22 protein-coding genes, 2 rRNA genes and 1 pseudogene are annotated in these 25,140 nt (G+C 40.3%); 10 read left to right on the top strand and 15 right to left on the bottom strand.

What is annotated here, in order from left to right; translation table 11 throughout:
* Positions 1 to 5: 5 nt before the first annotated feature.
* Positions 6 to 260 (top strand): annotated as a pseudogene (locus tag AC1TO4_RS14450) (DUF817 family protein); the annotation flags it as partial.
* A gap of 107 nt (positions 261 to 367) precedes the next feature.
* On the opposite strand, the gene AC1TO4_RS14445 reads toward AC1TO4_RS14450, so the two are convergent.
* The 6 genes from AC1TO4_RS14445 to AC1TO4_RS14420 form a co-directional block, all read right to left on the bottom strand.
* Entirely contained in the window at positions 368 to 976 is a 609-nt protein-coding gene (locus AC1TO4_RS14445) for an MOSC domain-containing protein (protein ID WP_482105965.1), read from the bottom strand.
* A gap of 211 nt (positions 977 to 1,187) precedes the next feature.
* A complete protein-coding gene (locus tag AC1TO4_RS14440; protein WP_482105910.1) occupies positions 1,188 to 1,745 on the bottom strand; it encodes an NUDIX domain-containing protein in 558 nt (185 codons plus the stop codon).
* A gap of 143 nt (positions 1,746 to 1,888) precedes the next feature.
* Positions 1,889 to 2,521, bottom strand: a complete 633-nt coding sequence (locus AC1TO4_RS14435; RefSeq protein WP_482105909.1) for an FMN-dependent NADH-azoreductase — start codon at positions 2,519 to 2,521, stop codon at positions 1,889 to 1,891.
* A gap of 262 nt (positions 2,522 to 2,783) precedes the next feature.
* Positions 2,784 to 4,097 carry an NtaA/DmoA family FMN-dependent monooxygenase gene (locus AC1TO4_RS14430; RefSeq protein ID WP_482105908.1) on the bottom strand — a complete coding sequence of 438 codons (1,314 nt, stop codon included), beginning with the start codon at positions 4,095 to 4,097 and terminating at the stop codon, positions 2,784 to 2,786.
* 49 nt (positions 4,098 to 4,146) lie between these two features.
* Positions 4,147 to 5,184 (bottom strand): LLM class flavin-dependent oxidoreductase, encoded by a 1,038-nt coding sequence (locus tag AC1TO4_RS14425; RefSeq protein WP_482105907.1) that lies wholly within the window; start codon positions 5,182 to 5,184, stop codon positions 4,147 to 4,149.
* A 77-nt stretch (positions 5,185 to 5,261) separates the two neighbouring features.
* Positions 5,262 to 5,678 carry a MarR family winged helix-turn-helix transcriptional regulator gene (locus AC1TO4_RS14420; RefSeq protein ID WP_482105906.1) on the bottom strand — a complete coding sequence of 139 codons (417 nt, stop codon included), beginning with the start codon at positions 5,676 to 5,678 and terminating at the stop codon, positions 5,262 to 5,264.
* Positions 5,679 to 5,945: 267 nt separating this feature from the next.
* Here AC1TO4_RS14420 and AC1TO4_RS14415 point away from each other — a divergent pair, with 267 nt between their 5' ends.
* Complete coding sequence (locus AC1TO4_RS14415) at positions 5,946 to 7,928, top strand: methyl-accepting chemotaxis protein (RefSeq protein ID WP_482105905.1); 1,983 nt, start codon at positions 5,946 to 5,948, stop codon at positions 7,926 to 7,928.
* 491 nt (positions 7,929 to 8,419) lie between these two features.
* Here AC1TO4_RS14415 and AC1TO4_RS14410 read toward each other — a convergent pair whose 3' ends face one another.
* Together AC1TO4_RS14410 and AC1TO4_RS14405 are read right to left on the bottom strand one after the other, a co-directional pair.
* Positions 8,420 to 10,132: a GMC family oxidoreductase gene (locus AC1TO4_RS14410; protein WP_482101382.1), complete on the bottom strand. Its 1,713-nt coding sequence runs from the start codon at positions 10,130 to 10,132 to the stop codon at positions 8,420 to 8,422.
* A gap of 74 nt (positions 10,133 to 10,206) precedes the next feature.
* Positions 10,207 to 10,953, bottom strand: a complete 747-nt coding sequence (locus AC1TO4_RS14405) for a gluconate 2-dehydrogenase subunit 3 family protein (protein ID WP_482101383.1) — start codon at positions 10,951 to 10,953, stop codon at positions 10,207 to 10,209.
* A gap of 636 nt (positions 10,954 to 11,589) precedes the next feature.
* Here AC1TO4_RS14405 and AC1TO4_RS14400 point away from each other — a divergent pair.
* The 6 genes from AC1TO4_RS14400 to AC1TO4_RS14375 all read left to right on the top strand — a co-directional run bounded on the left by AC1TO4_RS14400 (position 11,590) and on the right by AC1TO4_RS14375 (position 17,932).
* The gene (locus tag AC1TO4_RS14400) at positions 11,590 to 13,722 is read left to right on the top strand and encodes a type IA DNA topoisomerase (RefSeq protein WP_482105904.1); all 2,133 of its coding nucleotides are present in this window, start codon (positions 11,590 to 11,592) and stop codon (positions 13,720 to 13,722) included.
* 157 nt (positions 13,723 to 13,879) lie between these two features.
* The gene (locus tag AC1TO4_RS14395; protein ID WP_482101385.1) at positions 13,880 to 14,431 is read left to right on the top strand and encodes a biotin transporter BioY; all 552 of its coding nucleotides are present in this window, start codon (positions 13,880 to 13,882) and stop codon (positions 14,429 to 14,431) included.
* A gap of 208 nt (positions 14,432 to 14,639) precedes the next feature.
* A complete protein-coding gene (locus AC1TO4_RS14390) occupies positions 14,640 to 16,106 on the top strand; it encodes an AMP-binding protein (RefSeq protein WP_482105903.1) in 1,467 nt (488 codons plus the stop codon).
* A complete protein-coding gene (locus AC1TO4_RS14385) occupies positions 16,102 to 17,199 on the top strand; it encodes an acetyl-CoA C-acyltransferase (RefSeq protein WP_482105964.1) in 1,098 nt (365 codons plus the stop codon). The genes AC1TO4_RS14390 and AC1TO4_RS14385 overlap by 5 nt, the downstream gene beginning before the upstream one ends.
* Positions 17,196 to 17,591: an FAS1-like dehydratase domain-containing protein gene (locus AC1TO4_RS14380; RefSeq protein WP_482105902.1), complete on the top strand. Its 396-nt coding sequence runs from the start codon at positions 17,196 to 17,198 to the stop codon at positions 17,589 to 17,591. Before AC1TO4_RS14385 ends, AC1TO4_RS14380 begins: the two co-directional genes overlap by 4 nt.
* Positions 17,588 to 17,932, top strand: coding sequence for a MaoC/PaaZ C-terminal domain-containing protein (locus tag AC1TO4_RS14375; RefSeq protein ID WP_482105901.1), 345 nt, complete (start codon positions 17,588 to 17,590; stop codon positions 17,930 to 17,932). The genes AC1TO4_RS14380 and AC1TO4_RS14375 overlap by 4 nt, the downstream gene beginning before the upstream one ends.
* Positions 17,933 to 17,979: 47 nt before the next feature.
* Here the strand turns inward: AC1TO4_RS14375 and AC1TO4_RS14370 are convergent, their stop codons facing one another.
* The 5 genes from AC1TO4_RS14370 to AC1TO4_RS14350 form a co-directional block, all read right to left on the bottom strand.
* Positions 17,980 to 20,100: an MMPL family transporter gene (locus tag AC1TO4_RS14370; RefSeq protein WP_482105900.1), complete on the bottom strand. Its 2,121-nt coding sequence runs from the start codon at positions 20,098 to 20,100 to the stop codon at positions 17,980 to 17,982.
* Positions 20,100 to 20,498, bottom strand: a complete 399-nt coding sequence (locus AC1TO4_RS14365; RefSeq protein WP_482105899.1) for a hypothetical protein — start codon at positions 20,496 to 20,498, stop codon at positions 20,100 to 20,102. Before AC1TO4_RS14365 ends, AC1TO4_RS14370 begins: the two co-directional genes overlap by 1 nt.
* Before the next feature lie 75 nt (positions 20,499 to 20,573).
* Positions 20,574 to 21,953 carry a HAMP domain-containing sensor histidine kinase gene (locus tag AC1TO4_RS14360; protein WP_482105898.1) on the bottom strand — a complete coding sequence of 460 codons (1,380 nt, stop codon included), beginning with the start codon at positions 21,951 to 21,953 and terminating at the stop codon, positions 20,574 to 20,576.
* Complete coding sequence (locus tag AC1TO4_RS14355) at positions 21,950 to 22,624, bottom strand: response regulator transcription factor (protein WP_482105963.1); 675 nt, start codon at positions 22,622 to 22,624, stop codon at positions 21,950 to 21,952. The genes AC1TO4_RS14360 and AC1TO4_RS14355 overlap by 4 nt, the downstream gene beginning before the upstream one ends.
* Entirely contained in the window at positions 22,624 to 23,451 is an 828-nt protein-coding gene (locus AC1TO4_RS14350) for a YihY/virulence factor BrkB family protein (protein ID WP_482105897.1), read from the bottom strand. The genes AC1TO4_RS14355 and AC1TO4_RS14350 overlap by 1 nt, the downstream gene beginning before the upstream one ends.
* Positions 23,452 to 23,680: 229 nt before the next feature.
* Here AC1TO4_RS14350 and AC1TO4_RS14345 point away from each other — a divergent pair, with 229 nt between their 5' ends.
* Both AC1TO4_RS14345 and AC1TO4_RS14340 read left to right on the top strand, forming a co-directional pair.
* A complete protein-coding gene (locus tag AC1TO4_RS14345; RefSeq protein WP_482105896.1) occupies positions 23,681 to 23,833 on the top strand; it encodes a hypothetical protein in 153 nt (50 codons plus the stop codon).
* 77 nt (positions 23,834 to 23,910) lie between these two features.
* On the top strand, positions 23,911 to 24,270 hold the full coding sequence (locus tag AC1TO4_RS14340; RefSeq protein ID WP_482105895.1) for a hypothetical protein: 360 nt from the start codon (positions 23,911 to 23,913) through the stop codon (positions 24,268 to 24,270).
* Between the two features lie 481 nt (positions 24,271 to 24,751).
* On the opposite strand, the gene rrf (AC1TO4_RS14335) is transcribed toward AC1TO4_RS14340, so the two are convergent.
* Both rrf (AC1TO4_RS14335) and rrf (AC1TO4_RS14330) read right to left on the bottom strand, forming a co-directional pair.
* Positions 24,752 to 24,876: ribosomal RNA gene (gene rrf / locus AC1TO4_RS14335) — 5S ribosomal RNA — on the bottom strand.
* Positions 24,877 to 25,039: 163 nt separating this feature from the next.
* Positions 25,040 to 25,140 (bottom strand): 5S ribosomal RNA (gene rrf / locus AC1TO4_RS14330); the annotation flags it as partial.

Below are 25,140 nucleotides of genomic sequence, written 5' to 3'. Positions count from 1 at the left end.
AAATCATGAGAGCACTAAAACAACTCGTTCGTTTTGGCCGCGAGCAGGCTCTATCATGTTTGTTTCCTGTCGTTATTTTTGCCTCTTTGGCTTTTACCAAATTCATCCCACTTCCCCTCCTACCACGTTATGACTGGGTGCTCATCATTTGCCTTCTGATGCAGTGGTGGATGGTGCGATCAGGTCTTGAAACACGCCTACTTTTACGATACTTAGAAGTAGTGGTCCACTTTTATTGGGTTACGTTAGCTTTACCTATGCTTCATGGCGAAAACTCGAAAAAAACACCACGCCACAAATGCGAGCACTTGTGGCGTGGTGTTTAAATTCTAGCTATGCAAACAATTCTAATAGCCTATCTTTACTGCTATAAACTTGTTAATTTATTTAGCCGCTTTTCTAATGACTCTTTCCACTCTCCAGCCAATTCCGAAACGTCTAGTATCTTTTTAATACCTTCAATATCTCTAGGGTTATGAAAATAAGTCTCGTTTGCGAACAGGATTGACATTTGCTTAGGATGCCGCTCAATCAATGTTATCTTTGAATCATGTTTAACTGTTCCTTCCTCTAAAACACGGCAAAGGTAGCCTGTAAAACCTGTCTCTACCATTCGTTTTAGAAGTAATGGCAGATTCGTTCGCTTAGTAATTGTACTACACGGAATTCTGCCTTGTGTGATTTGGATAACCGCCTCCCCCAACCTAAAGATATCGCCAATATGAACATCTGCTTCCAACATATTTAAGACTGTTAAATTCTCCCCGAAGGTTGCGGCAGGTAAAGGGGTTCCAAATTCTTGTTCCCACTGCGAATAATGTTCATATGGATAAACGCAAACGGCACGATCAGGGCCACCGTGAAAACGTAAGTCGGCAACGCCATCCCCGTGAAACCCTTCTTTTCTTAAAAAAGCCTCTTCCACTGTCCCCTTGCGTATTCCGGTATTTATTTCCTTCCCACCATCATATTTCATTAGTTTCGGTGATCCAATAGAAATGTTTTTCAGCTCAATAGAATCCTTATTCCCCACTTTATGAATTACCCCCTTTCCCTCGTAAAATATCTATTACCAAAACTATACCATTGCCAAAACCACCACGCATAGTTAGCGTCATTAATCTGTCTCTGTTGTTGAATTATAATCGTGAAATTCATGTGCTATTGAATAACGATTTATCATCTTCCTAAACATTAAAAAAGGTGTAGCCATTAAAAACTGTTTTCGGCAGCGGATTTAATTCTAATCCAACGGCTTGTTGTTCAAAAGCGATTTGGGCCAGACCCCGCGTCATATCTGCAACATCCATTGACTCCATTTCCTCCAATGAGAAAAAGTCAGCACCATCTACTTCAACGTCATCTGGTTGTGGCTGCCCCTCTACATATTCCATCGCAAATCCAACATAGACGTTATGTATTCGACCTGGATAATCCCCCAACATTACGACCGATTTCACTTTTGCAGTTACACCTGTTTCTTCTAATACTTCGCGTATAATGCTTTGTTCAATGAGTTCTGTTTGTCCGATATAACCACCAGGGTTCGTCCATTTCCCTTTCCCTGGATTATCTTTACGGCGGACGAGCAACATTTTTTCATCTTTTATGACTAAAGCTCCAACACTTATACTGTAATTTCCCCAATGAATAAACGAACAACTTGGACACGCCTTATACTCTTCATCATTGATAATACGCACTTCTAACAATTCTCCACAGTTCGGGCAATAATTCATTTCCATATAAAAACCTCCATATTATTGTTTTGATATTCAGATAAACAAAAAGCACCATTCAGTATATTCCGAATGGCGCTTTCTTATTTGTATTTAATTTCCAATACAATGATATCATTTCCATGACTATCATCTATAACCGATTGATATTAAACCAATACTGCGGATAACTCTTTTGCGACAGCTTCCACTCTTGTTAAACCTTCAGCAATAATAGCTTCTGCTTGATCTGGTGCTGATGCATGTCCTTCAATAATAACTTCCTGCACGATTTCCATACCGAATACGCCACCAAAGACGTTTTTAATATAGTTAGCAGCCATTTCCATTGGTGCTGCTTCCGGTGTGGAGTAAACACCACCACGCGCATTTAGAATAACAGCTTTTTTGTCAGTCATTAATTGTACAGCTTGACCATTTTCATCATATTTAAATGCAAAACCAGCTTGGTATACATAGTCGACGAATGTATGTAGTTTAGCCGGAATTGTTAAGTTCCATAATGGGAAGGCGAAAACAACGATGTCTGCTGCTGTTAATGCATCCATTGCTTTTTGTTTTGCAGCTAAAAGACGTTGTTCGATATCTGTCATTTCTTCGCCCGATTGTACTTTACCGAAAGCGTCGAATAATTCTTGACCAATATAAGGCATATCTTCTTCGAATACATCATAAGTCGTTACGTTTACACCTTCAATATTATTCATGAAAGTTTCATACATTTTACTTGATACAGCTTCTGAAGCTGGGCGGTTATTTGCTTTGACTACTAATATATTCATTTTATTAATCTCCTCTTTAAATCTTTATTGTTATTACCTCGAATTCATACTATATGAATTCAGGACAAATATCAACTCATTTGTTTCAGTACGCTTCCGATGCCAGTCCACCATACACTATGAAAAAATTTCCAGAATGAGCAAATGCTGTTATTGTAGATGTTGTCAGCTCAATTATTTTTGTACCTTTTTCATTTTAGGATATGTATGAGTAGTTTCTCAATCATGCTGAGCTTGTAAAATAAGTAGTTACTATCTTTTATTAGAACCCGTACTGGTATGATACACCCATATGGTCGCGTAACGTAGTGCCCTCGTAATCTTCATGAAACAGTCCGCGTTTTTGTAGAATAGGAATCACTTGGTCGACAAAATCAGAAACGCCGTCAAAGCTGACATCCGGTTGAATAGCAAAACCGTCGCAAGCTCCCGCAACAAACCATTGCTCCATGAAATCCGCTACTTGCTCAGGTGTCCCTACAATAACAGGATGGTAATTAATGACCCCATGCGCCAACACATCACGAACCGTCATACCACTTCGTGCCAGTTCAAGCGCATAGACTGATCTTGGATCCTCAGGATTCGCATAGGTACGATTCAGCAAGTCTTCCGATACAGGAAGATCAATGTCATCGATTGACAGCGGTACCCCGATCATATGACCAAGATAACCAACTCTCCCTGGTAAATCGATAGACTGATCAAGTTGTTTGCGTCGTTCCAATGCTTCTCGTTCTGTTGATGCAATCGAAGGAATAATCCCTGGCAACAACTTTATTTCGTTAGGATTTCGCCCGAAGCTAGTTACACTCTGCCGTACCATGGCCCGGTGAGTCATCGCAGAAGGAATGTCGAAAGGGTTTGCATAAACGCCGGACGCGTATCGACCTGCAAGTTCTAATCCCTCACGACCACCACCTGCTTGAAAAATAACGGGCTGTCCCTGCGCAGAAGGTGGTATTGGCAATGGCCCTTGAGAAGACAAGTATTTCCCACCCAAATTAATCGGTTTAATCTTATTCATATCAGCATAATTACCGTTTTTCGTATCAAGTATTAAAGCATCCTCACCCCAGCTCCCCCACAACGCTTGAACAAGTTGGATAAACTCATGCGCCCGCTCATATCGCTCGGTACGACCGGCAACAGTACTACCGAAATTTGCCGCAGCTGCTTGATTTGATGTTGTTACCGCATTCCATCCTGCACGTCCATTACTAATTACATCTAGTGTTTTGAGCTGACGAGCTACGTTATAAGGTTCATTAAATGTTGTGGATAACGTCGCTACAAGTCCGATGCGTTCAGTCTCTCGTGCAATCACAGCTAATGTCAGCATTGGATCCATTGGAGTTTGCGGTGGCTGATTACTCAAGTCCACTGACAGTACTGGCGTATCTGCCATAAAGAGCATCTGTATCTTCCCTCGTTCAGCAATTTTTGCCAACTCTACGTAGACGTCCATATTTGTATAGGCAGTCGGATCAGCGCCCGGCATTCGCCAAGCACCTGCATCTAAGCCATATCCAGAACCCAATTGCATTGCTAATTGCATTTTTGCATTGCTATTCAAAACAACCATCTCCTCAGATAAAATCGACGTGCTTTTTGCGATAAATTACTTAGTTAGATGAAAGACCAAACTCTTCTGCCAATAGTCGGTATCCTTTATGTCGATCGACAGTTTCTGTGTAAAAATCCATCATCATGATTTCGTCAACCATTGCTTCTGTAGCAAGGTTTCTTAGTTTCGTTGCAACTTTTTCTACACTACCTATTACAAAACGCGTTTTATTCTCACGTCGTGCTCGTTCCTCCGCTAGAGAATAGACATGAGAACTCGCCTCTTCAAGAGTCGGAATTGGCAGTTCCAATTTCCCTGTTACTAATCGAGCCCAAAACAATTCTACCGGGCCCGCCAAGTACTCCGCCTCCTCGTTGGTCTCAGCCGTAATAACAATTGTCGATAAAATACTTTTAGGCTCAGACATGTACGTAGAGGGTTTAAAGTTTTCGCGATAAGCACGTAACATCGGGACTGCTAAATGAGGTGCAATATGTGCTGCAAAGACAAAGCCCAACCCTTTTTCAACCGCAAACTGCATGCCCCCATCACTTGACCCCAACATGTAAATTGCAGGTATTAATGATTCATCTGCTGTCGGTGTAATTCCACTAAACGGATGATTAGCAGGAAAATTTCGGGAAAAGAATGCAAGTAGCTCATCTAGTTGTTGCGGAAAATCATAAGTAGTTACTGCTTCACGTGAACGTCTTAATGCGTATGCGGTCATTCCATCCGTTCCTGGTGCCCGACCAATTCCCAAGTCGATCCTGCCAGGATTCAAAGCTTCCAATAGCGCAAAGTTCTCGACTACTTTAAGTGGACTATGATTGGGCAACATAATACCACCTGACCCCACAAGTATACTTTTCGATTTCGCCGCTACATGAGCACTCAATAAATCAGGAGAAGTACTAATCTGATTTTTGGCATTATGATGTTCCGCAAACCAGTAGCGAGTATAGCCCAAACTTTCAGCTAGCTGCACAAGCTCAGTTGAATCTAGTAAAGTCTCGTTTGCAGTCTTACCTTGATAAATATTTGCTAGATCTAAAATTGATAATTGTAATTTACTTTGAGTTGCCGAAGTTGACATATGTTCAAAACTCCCTTTTACCTTTAATATTAAGAATTAAGTAGCATGCTAACTAATTGAATAAAAATAGGCTGAGCTTACTTAATATTTTCAGCCATTTTTTTCAGAAGCTTTTTTAAAACGATACGCTCTTCGGATGAAATGCCATCCAATAATTTATCTTGCTGCTTTACCCAAATACGCTCGACAGGAACTTTTATATTGTGACCTTTAGTCGTTAAATAAACCCTGTTGACCCTACCGTCTAACTCATCACGCCGCCGATAAATCAAATCATAACTTTCGAGCGCTTTTACCATATTTGCTACGGTTGGCGGTTCACAGTTCAAACGTTCACTTAACTGGGTCTGTGTAACGCCATCCTCGCTCCAAAGGCGGCACAATAACTGGTCCTGACCAACATGAAGGTTTAGTTCACGCAGCATTTCCGAGTAATTCCTCCGCATCTGAGCCGATATTCCATCAAGTATTTCACGAATCTCATCATCAATCAAAAGTTCACCTTCTCATAGAAAAAATTAGATAGCATGCTAACCATATCAAAAACTCATTTTAATATCCAATAATCTGTTTTATCTCCTATATATAGCGTAGAAAACTTAACCTTCGCTATATAAAGTGATTTCGTTGTGAAAAATGACACTTTCTAGTGACAGTTACTTATATAGCGATTATTATTAGCTATAGGTATAAGGAATTGGGATGTTTGAAGAATCACCTATTGATTCGAATCCTTGAAAAGATATGAAAGGAATTTTGAAATGAAAACAATATTTAATCCAAACAGCTTAAACAAAAAGTTGCTCGCAATCTTTTTATCGTTAACAATTATTCCATTAATAATTACGGTTCTCGTGATTTATTATGCAATGGAACAAGGATTTACAAAACTGATTACCAATCAGCAGGAAGAGATGGAGCATACCATTCAAACGCAATTCAACAAGGCTTCCGAAGCCCTACTTGATGTTACATCGATTTATGCTGCAGATGAAGAACTTGTCTTAGCTTTGCAATCAGGAAAGCGTGATGAACTACTACAAGAGGTCGAGAAAATTTACCCTCGTCTCCAGGAGGAACATGGACTTAATGTATTTGAATTCGGAAATACTTCAGGCATTGTTTCGTTACGTGGGCATAATCCAGATAAGCATGGTGATGACAAGAGCGGACTTTCAGCAATTCAATCTGCGTTAGATGGCCAATCGATTTCCGGATTCGAGTTTGGTTCAAGCGGTCTATCCGTTCGTGCATTTGCACCTGTAATCCACAATAATGCAGTGATTGGAACCCTACAAACGGGTGTTGACGGTACTTTTCTAAAGGAATTGAACGAGATGTTGCAAGGCGTGACAATCGATCTTTATGATAAAAGCGGAACGGTTGTTGTCTCTTCCGAAGAGGAAAATGTCGGGAAGGCCATTGATTATGCTTCAATATTATCTTCTGTAGAGAATGGAGAATCAATCTCCGAGAGTAATGGCGAACGTCTGAATTCCTATATCCCGATGTATGATCCAACGCAAAGTGTGATTATTGGCGCCATCGGCATCAATCAAGACATATCTGTTATTGAGGATACGAAGCAACAAATTCTGTTAATCGCATTAGTTATTACAGTCGTGACATTGTTGGTTGTGCTGTTTGTATCTATTAAGTTCAGTAAAACGATTTCGAATCCAATTAAATATATAGCTGGATTGATGGGGGAACTCTCTAAGGGTGATTTAACAGTTGCAATAAGAGAAAGTAACCGAAATGATGAAATTGGGCAATTAACGGAAGCGATGCAAGTTATGAAAAACACACTTCATGAGACACTTCAACAAGTTGCTGACGCTTCTCTCAGTGTTTCAGCACAAAGTGAAGAATTAACCCAATCAGCAATAGAAGTAAAAACAGGATCGGAACAAATTGCTATAACGATGCAGGAAATTGCATCTGGAACGGAAAAACAAGCAGACAATGCTAGTAGTCTAGCTTATACGATGGGCATTTTTGCTACAAAAGCACAAGAAACGAGTGAAAAAGGAGGGCAAATACACACATCCTCTTTAGAAGTACTTGGCCTGACAAATGATGGACAACGATTGATGGCATCTTCAGAGAACCAAATGATAAAAATCGAAGAAATCGTTCAAGAAGCCGTTAGAAAAATGGATCACCTCGACAATCAGACGCAAGAGATATCTAAGTTGGTTTCTGTTATTCAAGAAGTGGCTGCGCAAACGAACCTCCTAGCCTTAAATGCAGCGATTGAAGCTGCAAGAGCTGGAGAACATGGAAAAGGTTTCGCTGTAGTTGCAGATGAAGTAAGAAAACTTGCAGAACAAGTGTCTGTTTCAGTAACGGATATCACAGGTATTGTTAACAATATTCAAACAGAGTCATCAGATGTAACCGATTCGCTTCAAAGAGGCTACAAAGAAGTCGAACAAGGAACTCGCCATATTAAAACGACAAGTAATACTTTAAATGGCATTAACGATGCTGTGACGGAAATGGTGGATAATATTAAAATAATTGCTGAGAATTTATCCGATATTGCAGGAAACAGCCTAGAGTTGAATAGCTCGATTGAGGAAATTGCGGCAATTTCCGAAGAGTCAGCTGCCGGCGTCGAAGAAACTGCTGCAACAAGCCAACAATCAAGCAGCTCGATGGAAGAAGTAGCGATGGGATCAGATAAACTATCTGACTTAGCAGATGAGCTACATGAGCTGGTTCGTCATTTTAAGCTTTGAAATAAGCAAGCGTCACTATTAAAAAACAGTAAAATCCATATTAGTTTCTTTTAAAAACAGAAGTGAAACACTGTTCAGAGAAAAGAAGTCAGCCAGGTTAAATCTTGGTTGACTTCTTTTTTCACATTGTGACAGGTGACAGGAACCTTATCTGCTTACATATTAGAAAACCTTCTTTGTATAATGTAGCTTAAAAGTAAGCCACCAAGCAGTTGAAAACTAAATCACTTCCTTACAAGTAACCAAATTATTTGTCAAATATTAATATTTACCTATCATTCAAGAAGGTATTATTTCATGGATTCCTTACTCTTTTCCATCCCTATTACTACTATATTAAAAAAAGCACACCAACCCTTTAAAGGGTCGGTGTGCTTCGTAATATGTTCACAAGTACTTGAGTAAAACGAACAGGAACTACTCTTGTTCACTTACTCGGTCGGGTAAACAAATTTGTTCCTCGGATTTGAGTCCGATTCTAGTTAACACGCTTAGACTAGCATGTTTCCTTCTTTACTATATTTGATGATTCCTTCTGATGCTCGGTAAGCAAGCGCTCCTAAAGTATGAGTCGCATTGTAACCACTTTGGTGAGCATATGCTGATCCACCAACAACGAAAACATTATCCGCTTCCCACATTTGTAGGTAAGAGTTGACAGCAGATGTTTCAGGATCCGCTCCCATGATTACACCACCTGTATTATGTGTCGCTTGATATTTTGTTATGTCATAGTGCTCAAGTGACTCATTGTCAGAGACATGTGTTGCTCCCATTTCTTGCATGATTTTCTTAGTGTGGTTGTTTAGGAATTCACCACGTTTACGGTCCGTTTCCGAGAAGTCAAACGTCATGCGAACAAGTGGTTTACCGTGTATATCTTTATATGTCGGGTCTAAATCCAAATAGTTATTCACATGAGGCATAACTGCTCCATACGTGTGAACGTTAATCATACGGTTATAGTATTTTAACGATTGCTGTTTAAATTCTTTACCCCAGCTTGGTACACCAGGAGGAACTTGGTTGTTCTCAATAGGTCTTTTTCCTGATTGGTTAATGGTAATCATTCCACCATGTATAAAATCAAGATCTGTATGGTCAAAGTTATCAGCATTATAGTTATCTAATGTTGCACCGAGTCCACCTGAACCAATTGCAGTATTAAATTTACGATCATCAAAGAATCCGTTCGTACCTACGATTATTTGGTAACAGTAATTTTTCCCAATTGTACCTTTTTGCGTTTTAGGGTCATAGGCAGTACCAAGTTTTGAATTGAGTAACAAACGATTATTATTAAACGTATAACTTGTTATTGCAACAATATCTGCAGGTTGTTCAAATTTCTCACCTGAACGTGTATCGACATAAATAACCCCTGTTGCTTTTCCATCTTTGTGTAAAATTTCGATGACCTCAGAATACGGGCGAAGGTCAAAATTACCAGTTTTCAATGCTGTTGGGATAACCGTAACGTTTGGACTTGCTTTTGCACCATATTCACAACCGAAACGTTCACAGAATCCGTTCATTTGACAACCAGCTAAATGCTGACCATCTGGATTTTGATAAGGTCGTGAGTTGTTCGCTGCTGGCATGGTGAAAGGATCCAGTCCCATTTTTTTCGTTGTTTCTTTAAATAAATCAAGCTCAGGACCATGTTTCAATGCTGGATTTGGGAAGGGTTCCGAACGTTTCCCACGTAGAGGCGTCTCGTCGGCAGAAATACCAGCCATTTTATCAAACATCGTATAATATGGCTCCATTTCGTCGTAGGTAATTCCCCAGTCCTGGATGAGTAGCCCATCTGCAATTTTCTTCTCACCATATTTTTCAACCGTTTTTGATCTAATTTCAAAGTCATATGGGTTGTAACGGTCGGTCATTCCGTTCCAATGTGTACCTGCTCCTCCAACACCATTTCCTAACATGAAGGATCCATATTGACGCATTGGTAATGCGCGCTGACCACCATTATTTCTAAATGTTAACGTTTCTCTCGATAAATCCTGCATCAATTCACCGCGTATTGCATAGCGCAGTTCATCATGTTTCATACCAAAGTTTTCCGTTCCACGATTTCCACCACGTTCTAATCCGACAACTTTTAGACCTGCTTTACTGGCCTCAGCAGCTATAATTCCGCCTGTCCAGCCTACACCTACCGTTACAACATCTGTTTTAGGTAGTTTCGTAACCATAATGAATAACCCCTCTTCCTGCTGTTCGTATTTTATGAAGCTTTTTTATTTAGCTTCATTATTTTATATAATAATTAGTTTAGTCTGTCATGAAGACTCACTGGTGCAACTTCAATGAATTCTTTAGATGCCACTTGTTCAGCCGAATAAGTCATTTGAACACCAGGATACTCTTTCATCTTCCAACCTTGCATATCCTTATTCCCACCGTAAAGTGGATCAGCATACGCACCCTCTAAAGTTGCTTTGCGTAAAATTTCAAAGAAGAAGCTTGATTTAAGACCAGGTATCTTCACTTTATCATTTTCAAGAGCTACTAAGACCTCATCCTGCTGTTCGCCCTCTAATGCTGTAAATTTCTCTTTAAATGTCGCTTGACTATGATTCTCAATTGCTTCTATTCCTAAGTCAAAAACCTGATGATACTTTAATTGTGTTTGATAACCTTGAACAGCCTCTCCCACATGAAAGGGTCCCTGTCTATAATCTTTCGCATTGATTCCCCACTTACCTGCTAATTGGTGATCGATATAATAAGGAACTCCTAGACCAAGCGCACCTGGTCCATTTTCATCTTCAGGAAAAATTCGCTCTGTGGCCTGTCCTAGCAATATGAAATCCGCTCGATTCGTAAAATATTCTAGAGCATGATCATACTGCTGTACTTTGGTTGCAACTGGAGAAACTTCTTTAGTTTCCCCCAATTGAGTTCCGAGCAATCCACCTAAAACGCTACCACCAACAACTCCACCGGCTACATAACCAGATTTTTTAAGAAAATCTCTGCGAGTAGATTTATTCGCTGTCTTTTTGTCCGCCATCGTTTGCCCCTCCTAATAAACCCCAAAAAAAATAGTGAAAGTTCTATTTTTAATTCATAATAAAAAAAAGGGTTTTTATAATCTAGTATTTTTTTATGACACATAATGAACTATAAGTCTTTGCACAACAAAACTTACAAACTCATTACCATAAGTTTATATTTTTCGACAAATATTAACATTTTTCGACATTTTATAAGATAGAAGACCCACTATCTTATTGATCCCTATCTCGAAATGCTCATATAGTATACCACAAAAATCGACTTTTTTCTACCTTTTGTTTACACTATTGTGTTAGATTTTTGTGGTTACTATTATAATTTGGAGAATAATCTTTTTATATATTAAATGTTTTTAGATTTTCCCTTGTGAACAAAATCATTTGTTTCATGATGAAAGTCAACTCTTCGCGATTTGGGTTCCCGGCGCACGCCTTCTTATCTCTATTCAATTTTTTATTATTTTTTCTACCAGATCACTATCTGGTTATCTGTGAGGGCAAAATAATTGGCTGTGGCAGAAGTCTCTATAAAATTGACTCAGTTCAATATTGCTTCCATTAGAAAACCTCCTTGAATTATGCGATAATAGTAGAACTAACGTTTTTACCTTATCAGTGAAAGAGGTCTTGTCATGAAGCCAGTCATCCTAGCCGAAAAACCAAGCCAAGCGAAAGCGTATGCAGACGCTTTTTCTGTGCGACGGCATGAAGGTTATTTGGAATTATTACCTTCTCCGATATTTTCTGAAGGTGCATACATTACATGGGGAATCGGCCACCTTGTCGAACTAAAAGAACCGAAAGAGTATGATCCAAAATGGGCCAAGTGGTCGCTTGCCAGTTTACCAATCTTGCCGGAACACTATGAGTTTCAAGTCGCAAAAGGAAAAAGCAAGCAGTTCGCCATTGTAAAGAAGCTGATTAAAGGTACTGATACTGTTATTAACGCCTGTGACGTCGACCGTGAAGGATCGAATATCTTCTATAGTATCTATTATCAAACAGGTGCAAAAAACCAGACGATTAAACGGCTTTGGATTAATTCCCTCGAAGTGGATGAAGTGAGGAAAGGATTTGCGAACCTACAAGACAACCGCAAAGACCTTCTCATGTACGAGGAAGCGAAAGCCCGGCAGATTAGTGACTGGCTTGTCGGGATGAATGGTTCTCGCCTTTATTCACTTTTGTTGCAAGCACGTGGAATTCGGGAAGTATTTTCGATTGGCCGTGTGCAATCGCCAACTGTTTACCTTATTTATCAGCGGCAAAAGGAAATTGAAGCATTTGTTTCAGAACCATTCTATGAAATCGAAGCTACTTTTACCGCCGTAAATGGAACGTACAAAGGGAAAGCGAAAGCAAAGGAACCGAAAAGGGAAATTATCCGAGACCTACTTGCGAAGCATGACATCCAACCAAATTCACCGGGGGTAGTTACCTCTGTAGAAACAGTTGATAAGCGAACGCCACCGCCTCAATTACACGCGTTGTCTACGCTACAAGCTACAGCAAACCGCTTGTGGAAAATCAGTCCCGCCAATGTATTGAAGACTATGCAAGGACTTTATGAAAAGAAACTTGTGACGTACCCAAGGACGGATTCCCGGTACATTACACCAAGTGAATTTACCTATCTGGCCGGACAAGTGACCGACTATCAACGACTCATCGGCCACCCTTTCCCTGTCGCATCACTCACTCCGAAAAAAAGGTATGTCGACAGTTCAAAAGTACAGGAGCATTACGCAATCATTCCTACGAAGAAAATTCCGTCACAAGGGGTGATTGCCGGACTATCTACCATCGAGCGCAATTTATACGAAGAAGTTGTCCGGACGACGCTCGCCATGTTCCATACGGACTATCTCTACACTGAAACAAAAGTAACAACGGACGTCAACAAGCTACCTTTCTTCACAACCGGTAAAACAGAACGGGATAAAGGATGGAAAGCATTGTTTGTCCGTTCAACGAAGGAAAACGACAAGGACGAGCCTACGCTACCACCGCTTACGATGCGCGAACCGGTCGAAAGTGATATCAGCATTAAAGAAGGCAAAACAATGCCGCCTAAGCCTTATACAGAAGGTCAGCTAATCGCGATGATGAAAACATGTGGGAAACTTGTCGAGGACAAAAAAGAGACCGATATTTTGAAAGAAATAGAAGGACTTGGTACAGAGGCGACCCGAAGTGGAATCATCGAAACAATCAAAAGGCATAACTACATCGATGTAACGAAGAACATTGTTTCTATCACGGATAAAGGGCGTATTCTTTGCCAGGCAATAGAAGGGAATCTGCTTGCAAGTCCATCTATGACCGCCAAGTGGGAAACCTATTTGCGGAAGATCGGCAACGGTGAAGGAACGCAGGAACGTTTTCTAGGTAGTATTGCAAAGTTCATCTACAGCTTATTGGAAGAAGTACCAGGTCAATTGAAATCTCAAAAGATTGATACAAAACTGATATCCAATTCCCCTGCTTCCCCCGCCATCGTCACGAATGGAATTGTTCCGTGTCCAGCATGCAAAACAGGTACAATCGTTGCGCGGAAAGATTTCTATGGCTGCAGTGCATACGCAAGTGGTTGCAAGCAGACTTTCCCCGCTGTTTTTCTAAAGAAAAAGCTTTCACCTACTCAAGTAAAGCTTCTTTGTACAAAAGGGAAAACAAACGTTATCAAAGGCTTCACTTCCAATTCGGATAAAAAGTTTGATGGAACCTTAACATTGGTAAACGGTAAGATTACTATAGAGTTCTAAGTTTCCCAAAAAAGATACGTAACCCAAGATTTGTGGGTTGCGTATCTTTTTATCGACTTTATTAGTTAACAAAATAAAGAAGTAGGTTGACACAAATGATGGTTTGAGCTTAAAATACTCGATATCAACTAAATTAACCTATGTCTGGGGATGTCTTATGAAAATTAGAGAGATGACACACGTTGCTTTATTCGCTGCAATTATGGGAGCGTTAGGTTTACTTCCTCCTATTTTTCTATCATTTACACCCGTTCCGATTACACTCCAAACGATTGGCGTCTTGCTTGCCGGAGGGATTTTAGGTGCTCGTTTAGGCGCAATGAGTCAAGTCGTTTTCTTATTACTCGTTGCTGCTGGGCTCCCGCTCTTGTCAGGTGGCCGGGGCGGCCTCAGTGTATTTGTTGGACCGAGTGCGGGTTATTTGCTATCTTATCCCATTACAGCATTTTGCTTAGGGGCCATTCAGTCTCGCTTCAAAGAAGTAAGGGTTGCTACTATTTTACCCATTAACTTAACTGTTGGTATTTTCCTTATTTACTTGTTTGGAATACCTGTACAAGCTTTCGTTATGAATATCGATCTGCTGCTTGCAGTCAAGATGAGTCTTGTCTACTTGCCTGGTGATCTCATCAAAGCAACACTAGCAACATTACTAGTCGTCAAATTAAAGAAGTATCCCGTTTTCAATAGAAAACTACTTTTCACTTGAAGATATAAAAGTTGAAAAATTTCTACCTGGGTCGGTATTGGGGCTGAACGACGCTTTGCACTTTTCTTACTGTCTAACTCCAAGCGCCAGCCCCTCGGGTCATAAGCCATTTTGCTGTGGGGGCTGAAGTACGCCTCCTCGCAAACCGTCTTATGCCTGTCGGGGCTAAACGGCGCTTTGCACTTTTCTTACAAAAAGGAGAATTTATGTGCCTACGATTACAAGTTCCTATCAACAACAAGTCTTTGTCAATCCTGATAAAATTGCCATACAAACTTCTACCGAATCCATTACATACCGCGACTGGAATACAGTCGTTTGCAAAACAGCAAATTGGATACATTCGATAACCGCTACCCGCGGTGTCATCGGTATCTTCATGCCGAACAGTATTTCTTTTCTTCAACTATTTACAGGCGCTGCGATGGCTGGGCGTATTGCCGCAACTTTTGACGCTAAATGGAAACCAACAGAGCTTGAACAGCGTTTAGTAATCTCGTCCCCTTCAGTTGTTGTAACAACCGCCGAATTGGCTAAACGCATTAGGGGCACGGAGTTTACCATCATTATTTGGGAAGATGCTTTAGACCAAATCCTACAGTGTGATTCTTCTTGGAGCGAAGATTTCACAGGGGAAATACCCTTTTACATGGGTTTCACCTCAGGAACAACCGGTGTCCCTAAAGCCTTTATTCGTTCCCATGATTCATGGATTGCTAGTTTCGAATGTAGCCGGCATGATTTTCACATAGACAAAACTGATCATGTTCTCATTCCAGGTGCGCTCATTCATTCCCATTTTCTTTACGGAGCCATCAGTGTTTTGTACCTAGGCGGAACAATTTATCTATTAGAAAAGTTTTCACCTCTTCTTGCACTGGACTTCATCAAAAACTACCCGATAACAATACTGTATGTCGTACCAACAATGGTAGAAGCGATGCTCTTGGAAGACTATATTATCGATAAGCCTATACAGATCATATCGTCGGGGGCAAAATGGGAAGTAGATTCAAAACGAAAAATCCAGGAGCAGTTACTTCATGTTAGGATGTTTGAGTTTTATGGGGCGAGTGAACTAAGTTTTGTATCTTTTTTATGTAATGACAGCGATGAGGACAAACTTGGTTCTGTGGGTAAACCTTTTCATAACGTTGAAATTCAAATCAGAAACGCCCATCTGGATGAAGCATCCGATCGGGAAATAGGTACAATTTTTGTCAGGAGCCCAATGATCTTTGATGGCTATATTCATCCACAATCACATGCCATTCAATCTATCAAAGACGAAAACAATTGGGTAACTGTCGATGATATGGGTTATTTAGATGAAGACGGTTACTTATATATCGTCGGGCGTGAGAAAAACATGATTTTATACGGCGGTATAAATGTTTTCCCTGAAGAAATCGAAACGGTCTTGCTGAGGCATCCCGATGTCGAAGAAGCAGTTGTCATTGGCATGAACGATTCGTATTGGGGACAAGTACCAGTTGCCGTCATAAAAGGGCATGCATCTAAGAAAGACTTAAAAAAGCTCTGTATGAATAATCTATCTTCTTACAAACTTCCACGTAAATGGTTTTTTGTCGAAGAGATACCCTATACAACTAGCGGTAAGATTGCCCGCATGCAAGTTCAACAATTAGTCGAAACCGAGGTGGTCAGAAATTAACAGGGCGGTAATCGTACAAGCGAAACGGACACCTATAGGGAAAAAAGACGGAATGTTCCGAGATATCCAACCTCATATTCTTGCAGCGCCACTTCTCCGAGAATTGTCAACGGGGATAACACATGAAATAGATGAAATTATTTTTGGAAATGTTATAGGGCCCGGGGGAAATATCGCCCGTTTGTCTGCGTTGGAATCAGGGCTTCCTTTATCGGTAACTGGAATGACAATTGATAGGCAGTGTAGCGCGGGTCTTGAAGCCATTCGGACCGCGTGCCATTTCATTCAAGGGAAAGCAGGCAATTGTTATATCGCAGGGGGTGTGGAAAGTACCAGTACTTCCCCGTTTCCAAAAAGAGCACGATTTTCCCCTGACCATTTAGGCGACCCTGATATGGGCATAGCTGCAGAAAATGTCGCACAAAAATACAAAATCACTAAAAAAATGCAAGATGATTATGCACTCCTCAGTTATCAGCGTAGCTGGAATGCCTATCGTGAAGGTTTGTATCAACCTGAAATTATTGAATTCGGAGAAATGACTATAGACGAAAGCTTTTATAAAGAACGCGATATGGAAAAGTTGTTAACACGCGCTAAACCCATTTTCATAAAAGACGCCGGTACAGTAACTGCCGCAAACAGCTGTGGTATTAACGATGGGGCTGCGGCGGTAGTTGTCATGGAAGAAGGACTTGCCAAGGAACTACATATGAAACCCGTTCTGAGATTCGTCGATAGTGAAGTGAGTGGAATCCATCCTGATTATCCCGGTATTTCTCCAGTTCCAGCAATCCACAAGTTATTGAATCGAAACGGTCTGTCGATTGAGGATATCGACTTGTTTGAAATAAACGAAGCCTTCGCTTCAAAAATTGTTGCATGCGCGCAGGAATTGTCGATTCCCTACGAAAAACTAAATGTATCCGGCGGTGCTTTGACAACAGGACATCCTTACGGGGCTTCAGGTGCAATTCTGGTTACCCGGCTATTTTATGAGGTTCAACGAAGAAAAGGGATGAAATATGTGATTGCTTCCATTGGAAGTGCTGGCGGTGTGGGACTCGCAGTGTTATTTGAGGTGATTGGGTGAAAACAGAAAAACAGTCGTTCATTTTCCAGAGAGAACAAGTACAGAAATATGTTCAAATGCTCGGTGACTTAAATCCTGTATATGATTGCGAGGAGAGTGCACGGCAATTGGGATTTCGGACAATCCCTATCCCGCCTGTAATGCCAATGACTCTCTATAAATCATTCGAAATACCATGGACGTTACAAGCGCCTGTTATTCTTCGTAAACAACAATGCATAAATCATATTAAAATGTACATCGATGAAGTATACACCGGTTTTATTTCATTATCGGATGTGAAAGTCAGAAAGGGACATACATTCAGTAAACAGACACTATTTCTATACAATTATGAAGGGAGTTTGTGTTTCAGCGGGATCTCTCAACTTGTTTCAGGTGAATTGGTATGATTGAAATAAAGTTACTTTTGACGCAGCAAGACATTGAAAACTATGCTGAGATTTCCGGTGATTATAATCCAATCCACCTGGATGATGGTCAGGCAAAGAATCATGGATTTTCAGGAAGAATCGCCCACGGCATGCTGGTAATGGGGAAAGTTTGGAGTGCGGTTTCAAGCAATTTATTAACGCCTAATGACTTCCCATCGAAGTATATCATTGATTTTTATTCGCCTATTCATGCAGAAGACATCGTAGTTTTACAGGTCGTACACGATGCAGATAGACTTCAAATTGAAGGAATATGCGAAGAGCAAATTGTTATTAAAGGATCGATTATAATAACATGAAAAAAGTCACTTCCTATTTTATTTAGGAAGTGACTTTTTCGACTAATTTAATTCATTTTCCTCGGCCAGAAGCTCCATTTCCCTAACAATATCAGTATCGCTGGAATCAGAAGTGGTCGTACAACGAACGTATCGATAATAATACCAAGTGCCATGATAAACCCAAAGAGTTTAAGTTCGTAAATTGGCATTGTCGCAAGCACCAGGAATGTTGCTGCCAGGACAAGTCCCGCAGAACTGATGACGCCTCCTGTTTTATCGACTCCCCTTCTAACCGCATCTTCAAACGGCATTGACTTCATCTCTTCACGTACTCTTGCAATAAGCATGATTGAATAGTCGACGCCGAGTGCAATTAGGAAGACAAACGTGTATAACGGAATTCGGTAACTGATTGCTTCCAGTCCTAAAAAGACGTCGAATAGGAAGAGGGATAGACCAAGTGTAGCCGCATAGGACAACAGAATTGTGCCCATCATATAAACCGGTGCGATAATCGAACGTGTTTGGAGTCCAAGCATGATCGAAATAAGTACCGTCATAATCGACATAATAACAATCGTATCTCGCTTATTAACATCTCGAATATCTGCATTTTTCGCACTCTCTCCAGCGACAAACAGTTTCGTTTCAGTAAGTTCAGCATCTCTTAAAATCATTTCACTGTTTGCGCGGACTTCTTTCACAGCATCCAGTGCTTCTTTATCATACGGATTGCCTTTAAATGTGATGGAGAATTTAGCACTTTTTCCATCTTCCGTAGAAGGATTTCCTTGAGCAGTAATACTCTCAACGCCTGGTAGTTTTTCAAGCTTCTCAATTGCAACAAGCATTTCTTCCATACCCATTTGTTCTTTCGAAACGAAAAGCAGAGTACTAGGTGCTAAACTTCCTTCAGTAAATGATTCGCCGAGTCGCTCATACCCTATGCGAGAAGACAAATCCTCCGGGAAGGATTCAATTAGATCATAAGATTCTTTAATATTGGTCACATTCCACGCTCCGATTAGTAACAGCAATAGAATTGGAACCATAAACATAGCAGGGCGTTTCGTAACTTTAATTGCAACTTTGCCCCAAATGGATGCTTTGTCTTCTTGCACTTCTCCATATTTTGGAATGACCGGCCAAAAAGCTCTTCTGCCAATCAATGCAAATAGTGCTGGCAACAGCGTAAGTCCTGCAATAAGCATTGCTATAGCTGCAATGGCAAAAGCAGGCGCAAAATTACGGTACGGTTCATAAAGGGCGAAGAATAATGTTGCTACTCCCAATATGATTGTGCTCCCACTAAAGAAAATTGGTTCTTTTACATGACGCATCGTTTCAGTCATTGCATCATTAACCGACTCATATCTTTTTAGCTCTTCACGATAGCGTGAAAAGATTAGCAAAGAGTAGTCTGTAATAACTGCGAATAATAATATTGTCATAATCGACAGAGCTTGGCTATCTACTAAAAACCATTCTGCCTGTGTCGTCAGTCCGATTATCTTGTCAACAACGACATACACAATCGCTGCCCCAGCAAGCGGGATTAGTGTCAACAATGGGGAGCGATAAATGACCAACAGTAAAACGAGAATTATTCCAACAGTAGATAATAATAAAATGACATCCGCTTTACTAAATAATTCAACTGCATCAGAAGCGATTCCAGCAGGTCCCGTCCATGATACTTCAATACCCTCATCTATTTTAGGTTCTACATCTTTTTTAATTGATTTAACTAAATTATTTAGTTCCTTACTTTCTAGCTCCCCTAATAACGTGAGAGGTACGAAAAATGTTTTTCCATCTTCAGAAAGAAATGTTGCCCGAACGTCCGGAGAAAGTTTCGTCAACGGGACTACTGTCACTTCACTTAACGTCGGATCGACTTGAAGTGACTCAAGTGTTTCTGAAAATCCGAAAAGATCCTCGTCTGTTAAACCGTCTTCAGTATGAAAGACAGCAAACAAGGGTAATCCACCATCTGCTGGAAAATACTTTTCAAGATTCCTTTCCGCTATGATTGACTCTGCATCGGCTGGCAAACCACTGTCTTTATTGGCGGTGACAAATTCATTGCCGCCGGGCGCAAAAGCAGAAAGAACAATTGCAAGTAAAATCCAGATAGTAGCTGACCATACCCATATTCTTTTTCGGGTTCGTTTTTCATTTGCCATTATCGTTTGCCTTCTTTTTCAGTCATGAATGTAATGACGACAAACAAAGCAAAACTCGTTAGCAAGACTGTTCCACCGATTATATAGAAAATAAGCGAAAACGTTGAATTAATGCCAAATGGTTGCATAAATTGCAACCACATCCCAGTCGTCAGACCAATTGCACCAATAATACCAGTCCAACCGTGAACGGAGACGAGTTTTTTAGCTCGAACTTTATAAATCTTGTAAAAGACGCCCCAAGCAAATAGTGACAACCAGCCAACCAATAAAATATGCGCGTGGATTGGACGGAAGGCAGCTGATCCAGAACCCGCCATATGTGAGCCTAATATTGTTCCTATCAATCCGAAAATTGCAGAAACACGAATAAGCCGTAAACTCCATTTTTCTTGCATGCAAAATTCCCCCTATGTTGTTGATGTTATACATTTATCTTAGACTTCCTTTATGAACGGAAGATGAACAGGACATTACAACTTCGGAAAATTCATAGTAAAAGTTGTGCCACTCCCTTTACCACTAACTACTTCAATCGTCCCGCCATGCAATTTCACGACTTGCTGGACAATGGACAATCCAAGTCCTGTTCCTCCAGTTTCCTGGGTTCTTGAATGATCTGCCCGATAAAAACGGTCGAAGATGCGCGCCAGTGCTTTTTCCTCAATACCAATCCCGTTATCCCGAACAAGGATTATAACGTGGTCCGTCTCCTCTGCTAGCACTATTTCAATCGCTCCGCCAACTTCCGTATACTTCAACGCATTAGATAAAAGGTTCTCCCATACTTTTTCAAGGAAGGCAGGATCACCAGTAAAATGGACCTCTGCAATATCCATCGACAATGTCATATCCTTTTCCTCTAACAACCATCTATACTTGCGGATTGTCTCCTTCAACTGCACATCCAATTCAAAGGTTTTCATCTCAAGTGGGGATGCTAACTGATCAAGCGAAGTTAGTAGCAACAGCTGTTTCGTTAATGAAGACAATCGTTCCGTTTCTGATTGGATGACAGATGCATAACTTTTTCGCGCCTCTTCCGTTAGCATATTGTCAAAAAGAAGCTCCGCATAACCTTTGATATTAAGCAAGGGTGACTGGAAATCATGCGACACATCGCTTATGAACTCTTTACGTATTCGATCATTTTCACTCAATTTCTCTGTCATTAGCTGAAAACTTTTTGCCAGTTGCCCAATTTCATCTTTTCGGTTAATATCGAGCGTCCCTGTAAACTGTTCATCGCCAACTTTTTTTGTTGCCGCAGTCAGCTCCGTAATTGGATCAATCAGCTTTTTAGCCACAAATAACATTGATAGCAAACTGAAAACAGCCATGACTAAAACCATTCCACCTAAAATATAATGGACTTCTGTGAATAGCATTTTAATATCGGGGCGTAGGAATAGTGCAAACGTTTCGTTGTTATACTTAAACGGAACTCCGACTGTGTTTGCCAACTTATTCGAGAAATAGCCTGTTACAAACGTTTCGCTCGGGAGATCTCTCATCCCATGGTATTCTTCACCATTCATTACCTTATCTATGACTTCGTTTGAAAGTTTTTCTTCTCGAAATCCGTCCCCATACATAGTAGACTTTAGATTTTCATTGACCACATAGAGCTTATATCCGACTGCTGATTGTGTTTCCAAATAATCTTCAAGATCGATATCCTTATTTGACTCAATGAATGATACAATGCTTTTTACAATGTTCATATTCTTCTCGTCGTTCTGCCCTTTCAAATGCTGATGGTAATATGTATTGATGGCGAGAAATGCGATGAGCGTACTCAATATCATTATCACCACTGTTGTCGCAATAAACTTCCCGTATAACGATCTCATAGCGAGGACACTTCAAGCTTATATCCAATACCCCGCAGAGTAGAGATGGTCACTTCCCCAGTGAGTTTCGCCAGCTTGTCTCGAATCCGCTTAATATGCACGTTCAATGTTTGTTCATCACCTTCATAATCATAACCCCATATCCGTTCAATCAAAGTTTCTCTTGTGAACACATGATTCGGTCGTGATGCTAAAACTGAAAGTAATTCAAACTCTTTTAAAGGAAGAAGGAGTACCTTTTTTTCGACGGAAACTTCATAGCTCTGCCGATTTATTTTCATCGGGCCTGCCTGGATAAACACATCAACCGCCTTGTCGTATCTACGTAAGATTGCATTTATTCTAAATAACAATTCCTTTGGTTCAAATGGTTTTACAACATAGTCATCAGAACCCGCTAGAAAACCCTTTTCTTTATCTTCTAATTCCCCTTTTGCTGTCAACAATAGTACCGGAATATCCAGCTCTGCTCTAATTCTTTTTGTCAGCGTATACCCATCCATACCTGGCATCATTACATCCACCACTGCCAAGTCGGCTAATTCCTCTTCTAGTATCGTTAGCGCCTTAAATCCATCAGACGCCTTCAGAACCGTATAACCCGCTTGAGACAATTGAATAGACACAAGTTCCAATATATTAGGATCATCATCTACCACAAGTATTTTCATCATGAAACATTCCCTTTCTTTCTACCGTATAACTTATACCATTCCGCGTTTAATAAACCTGATAACAATATGATAACGGCCGTCAAATAAAACCAGATAACAAGTAAGATAATACCCGACAATTGGCCATATAAACGAGTATAGTCAACATTCGAGACGTAGCTTCCAAAAACTAGAGAAAATAACTGCCAACCAATAGCAAAAAAAATCGCACCCGGCAGCGCTTCTTTAAATGTAACTTTGCTCGTTGGTACAATTTTGTAAAATAAAAGGAAAAACAGAAGTAAAAAGAGCGTACCCAGCCCCCATTTAACATTTGGCCAAATATAAAGCCAACCTTGCCATTCTTCAATTGTATCGTAGTATGTCACTACTTTGAATAAAGCTTTCTCAATAATTGGAAGAAACAATGATAGTGGGATAACGAGCATAAAAAGGAGTGTGACGCCCAAATCACGGATAAGGACTTTCCAAAATGCATAACGGCGCACATGGCCATTCGCAAGATCAAGTGAACGAGCTAACGACTGTACAGCCATGGAAGTAACCCAAAATGCTGCTATCAGGCTCACATACAGTATTTTTCCATGGCCTTTATTTAGAACTGCTCGGACATTGTCTTCTATTACAGTGAATGCCTCAACAGGGGCGAAAGGTCTCAGAAAGGTTAGTAGCATTTCTTCATTAACTGGAAATAAGCTAAGCAGGGATAAAACGAAAAGGAAAAATGGAAACATCGACAATAGAAGATAATATGCCGTCTGCGCTGCTTGATCAAAAAAGCGTTCCTTGAAAAAACGACCGATTACATTTTCAATAATCTTCATACGCTTACCTCCCTATTCCAATATACCCTATTCTAAACAAAGCCAATGGATTACCACAAAAATTAATTATGAATATAAAGTTCCAATAGCAGAATTTGATTTATTGGGGTCGACTAATCCATTAAGCCGGTCTAAGGTCAACTGGGCTATTAAAGGAATACTTGAACTGCTTCATTAACTACGGTAGACTATTACTTATAGTAAGGTAAAAACTAGGAGTGATTTGCAGATGGATATCTCTATTACTAAAGCTTTACGTGAACTTAAAACCTTGGATGCACGTATACTAAAAAAAATTAGTGAAACTACTTTTGCGGCTTCAAAACAATCAACGAGTTCGAAAATGAAGCAAAAGAGAGCTTACAATCCATTAAAGATTTGATTTCTCGTAGAAAACAAATAAAAAAAGCGATTGTTGAATCCAATGCAAAAACAATTGTAGAAGTTTCTGGAGTTAAAATGACGGTTGCTGATGCAATTGAACGTAAGAATTTTATCGAAATAGAGAAATCACTTCTTTTTAAAATGAATAATGACTATGGTCAATCTCAAGTACGCGTAGAAGAAAATAATGAACTTGCCCAAGATAGACTAGACACGCAACTAAATAACATGATCTCTAAAGATGGTAAAACAGACTTAACCGCTGTTGAAGGCTATAAAAAGCTATTTTGGGCATCTGAGGAAACTAAATTGATTGATCCAATCAATGTAAAAGAACTAACTACGAAAATGGCAATTGATATTGATACTTTTGAAGATGATGTCGATGTAGCACTCAGCGAAATCAATGCGCGTACATTAATAACTGTTAACTAGTACATAACCATTTTGATTTGCTGTTATAGAGAAAAAGAAGAAAGTTTTCCCGTTTGCAGGGTCTGGGTCAAATCCCTGCACTACAATCAACCTAAATAATTGAAAAAAAGCTCAAGGCTAAACGTTTAAACCTAAAAGGTAAACATTCAACTTTCTTAAATTACAAAGTTCAATAATGATCGATTAACAATCTATAAAATCTCGGGTAACAGGTGTAATGGGATTTAAAACTTCCTTTCTTCTCCTCCGAGCAGCTATGACAGCACAAAAAGAGTGATCCTTAGGGGGTCACTCTTTTTGTTTGAAGTAAATATAATTATATAAGTAGGACGACTTTACATGGCGAGAGTTAACATGTCCTTCCCTCACAAAGAGAACCCCCCAACTACCCATTGGCGCGTGAGCAATCCAACCTTCAATTATAATTTAATATAAACAACAAAAAAAGCCACTGCCTAAAAGGCAATGACTTTACTTTGAGACCGGCGACGTCCTACTCTCACAGGGAGAAACCCCCAACTACCATCGGAGCGCGAGCTTAACTTCCGTGTTCGGGCTCCGAAAGTCGATGAACGGCAGATTTCTTTGTCAGCTTCAGTCGTCCGGTTCTCACGTATTTCATACGCTCCGATCCTCCTGCCTTCGCTTCCTCGAACTCTACCGTCCCTCGCCTTTCTCGCATTCCACTGGATCAGATCAATATAACCTTCGGTTAAAATCTAATAAAACAAAAAAAAGCCACTGCCCGAAGGCAATGACTTTACTTTGAGACCGGCGACGTCCTACTCTCACAGGGGGAAACCCCCAACTACCATCGGCGCTGAAGAGCTTAACTTCCGTGTTCGGTATGGGAACGGGTGTGACCTCTTC

The organism is Sporosarcina sp. Y838, from assembly GCF_056786515.1.
This window is presented reverse-complemented; position numbering and strand designations above follow the sequence as displayed.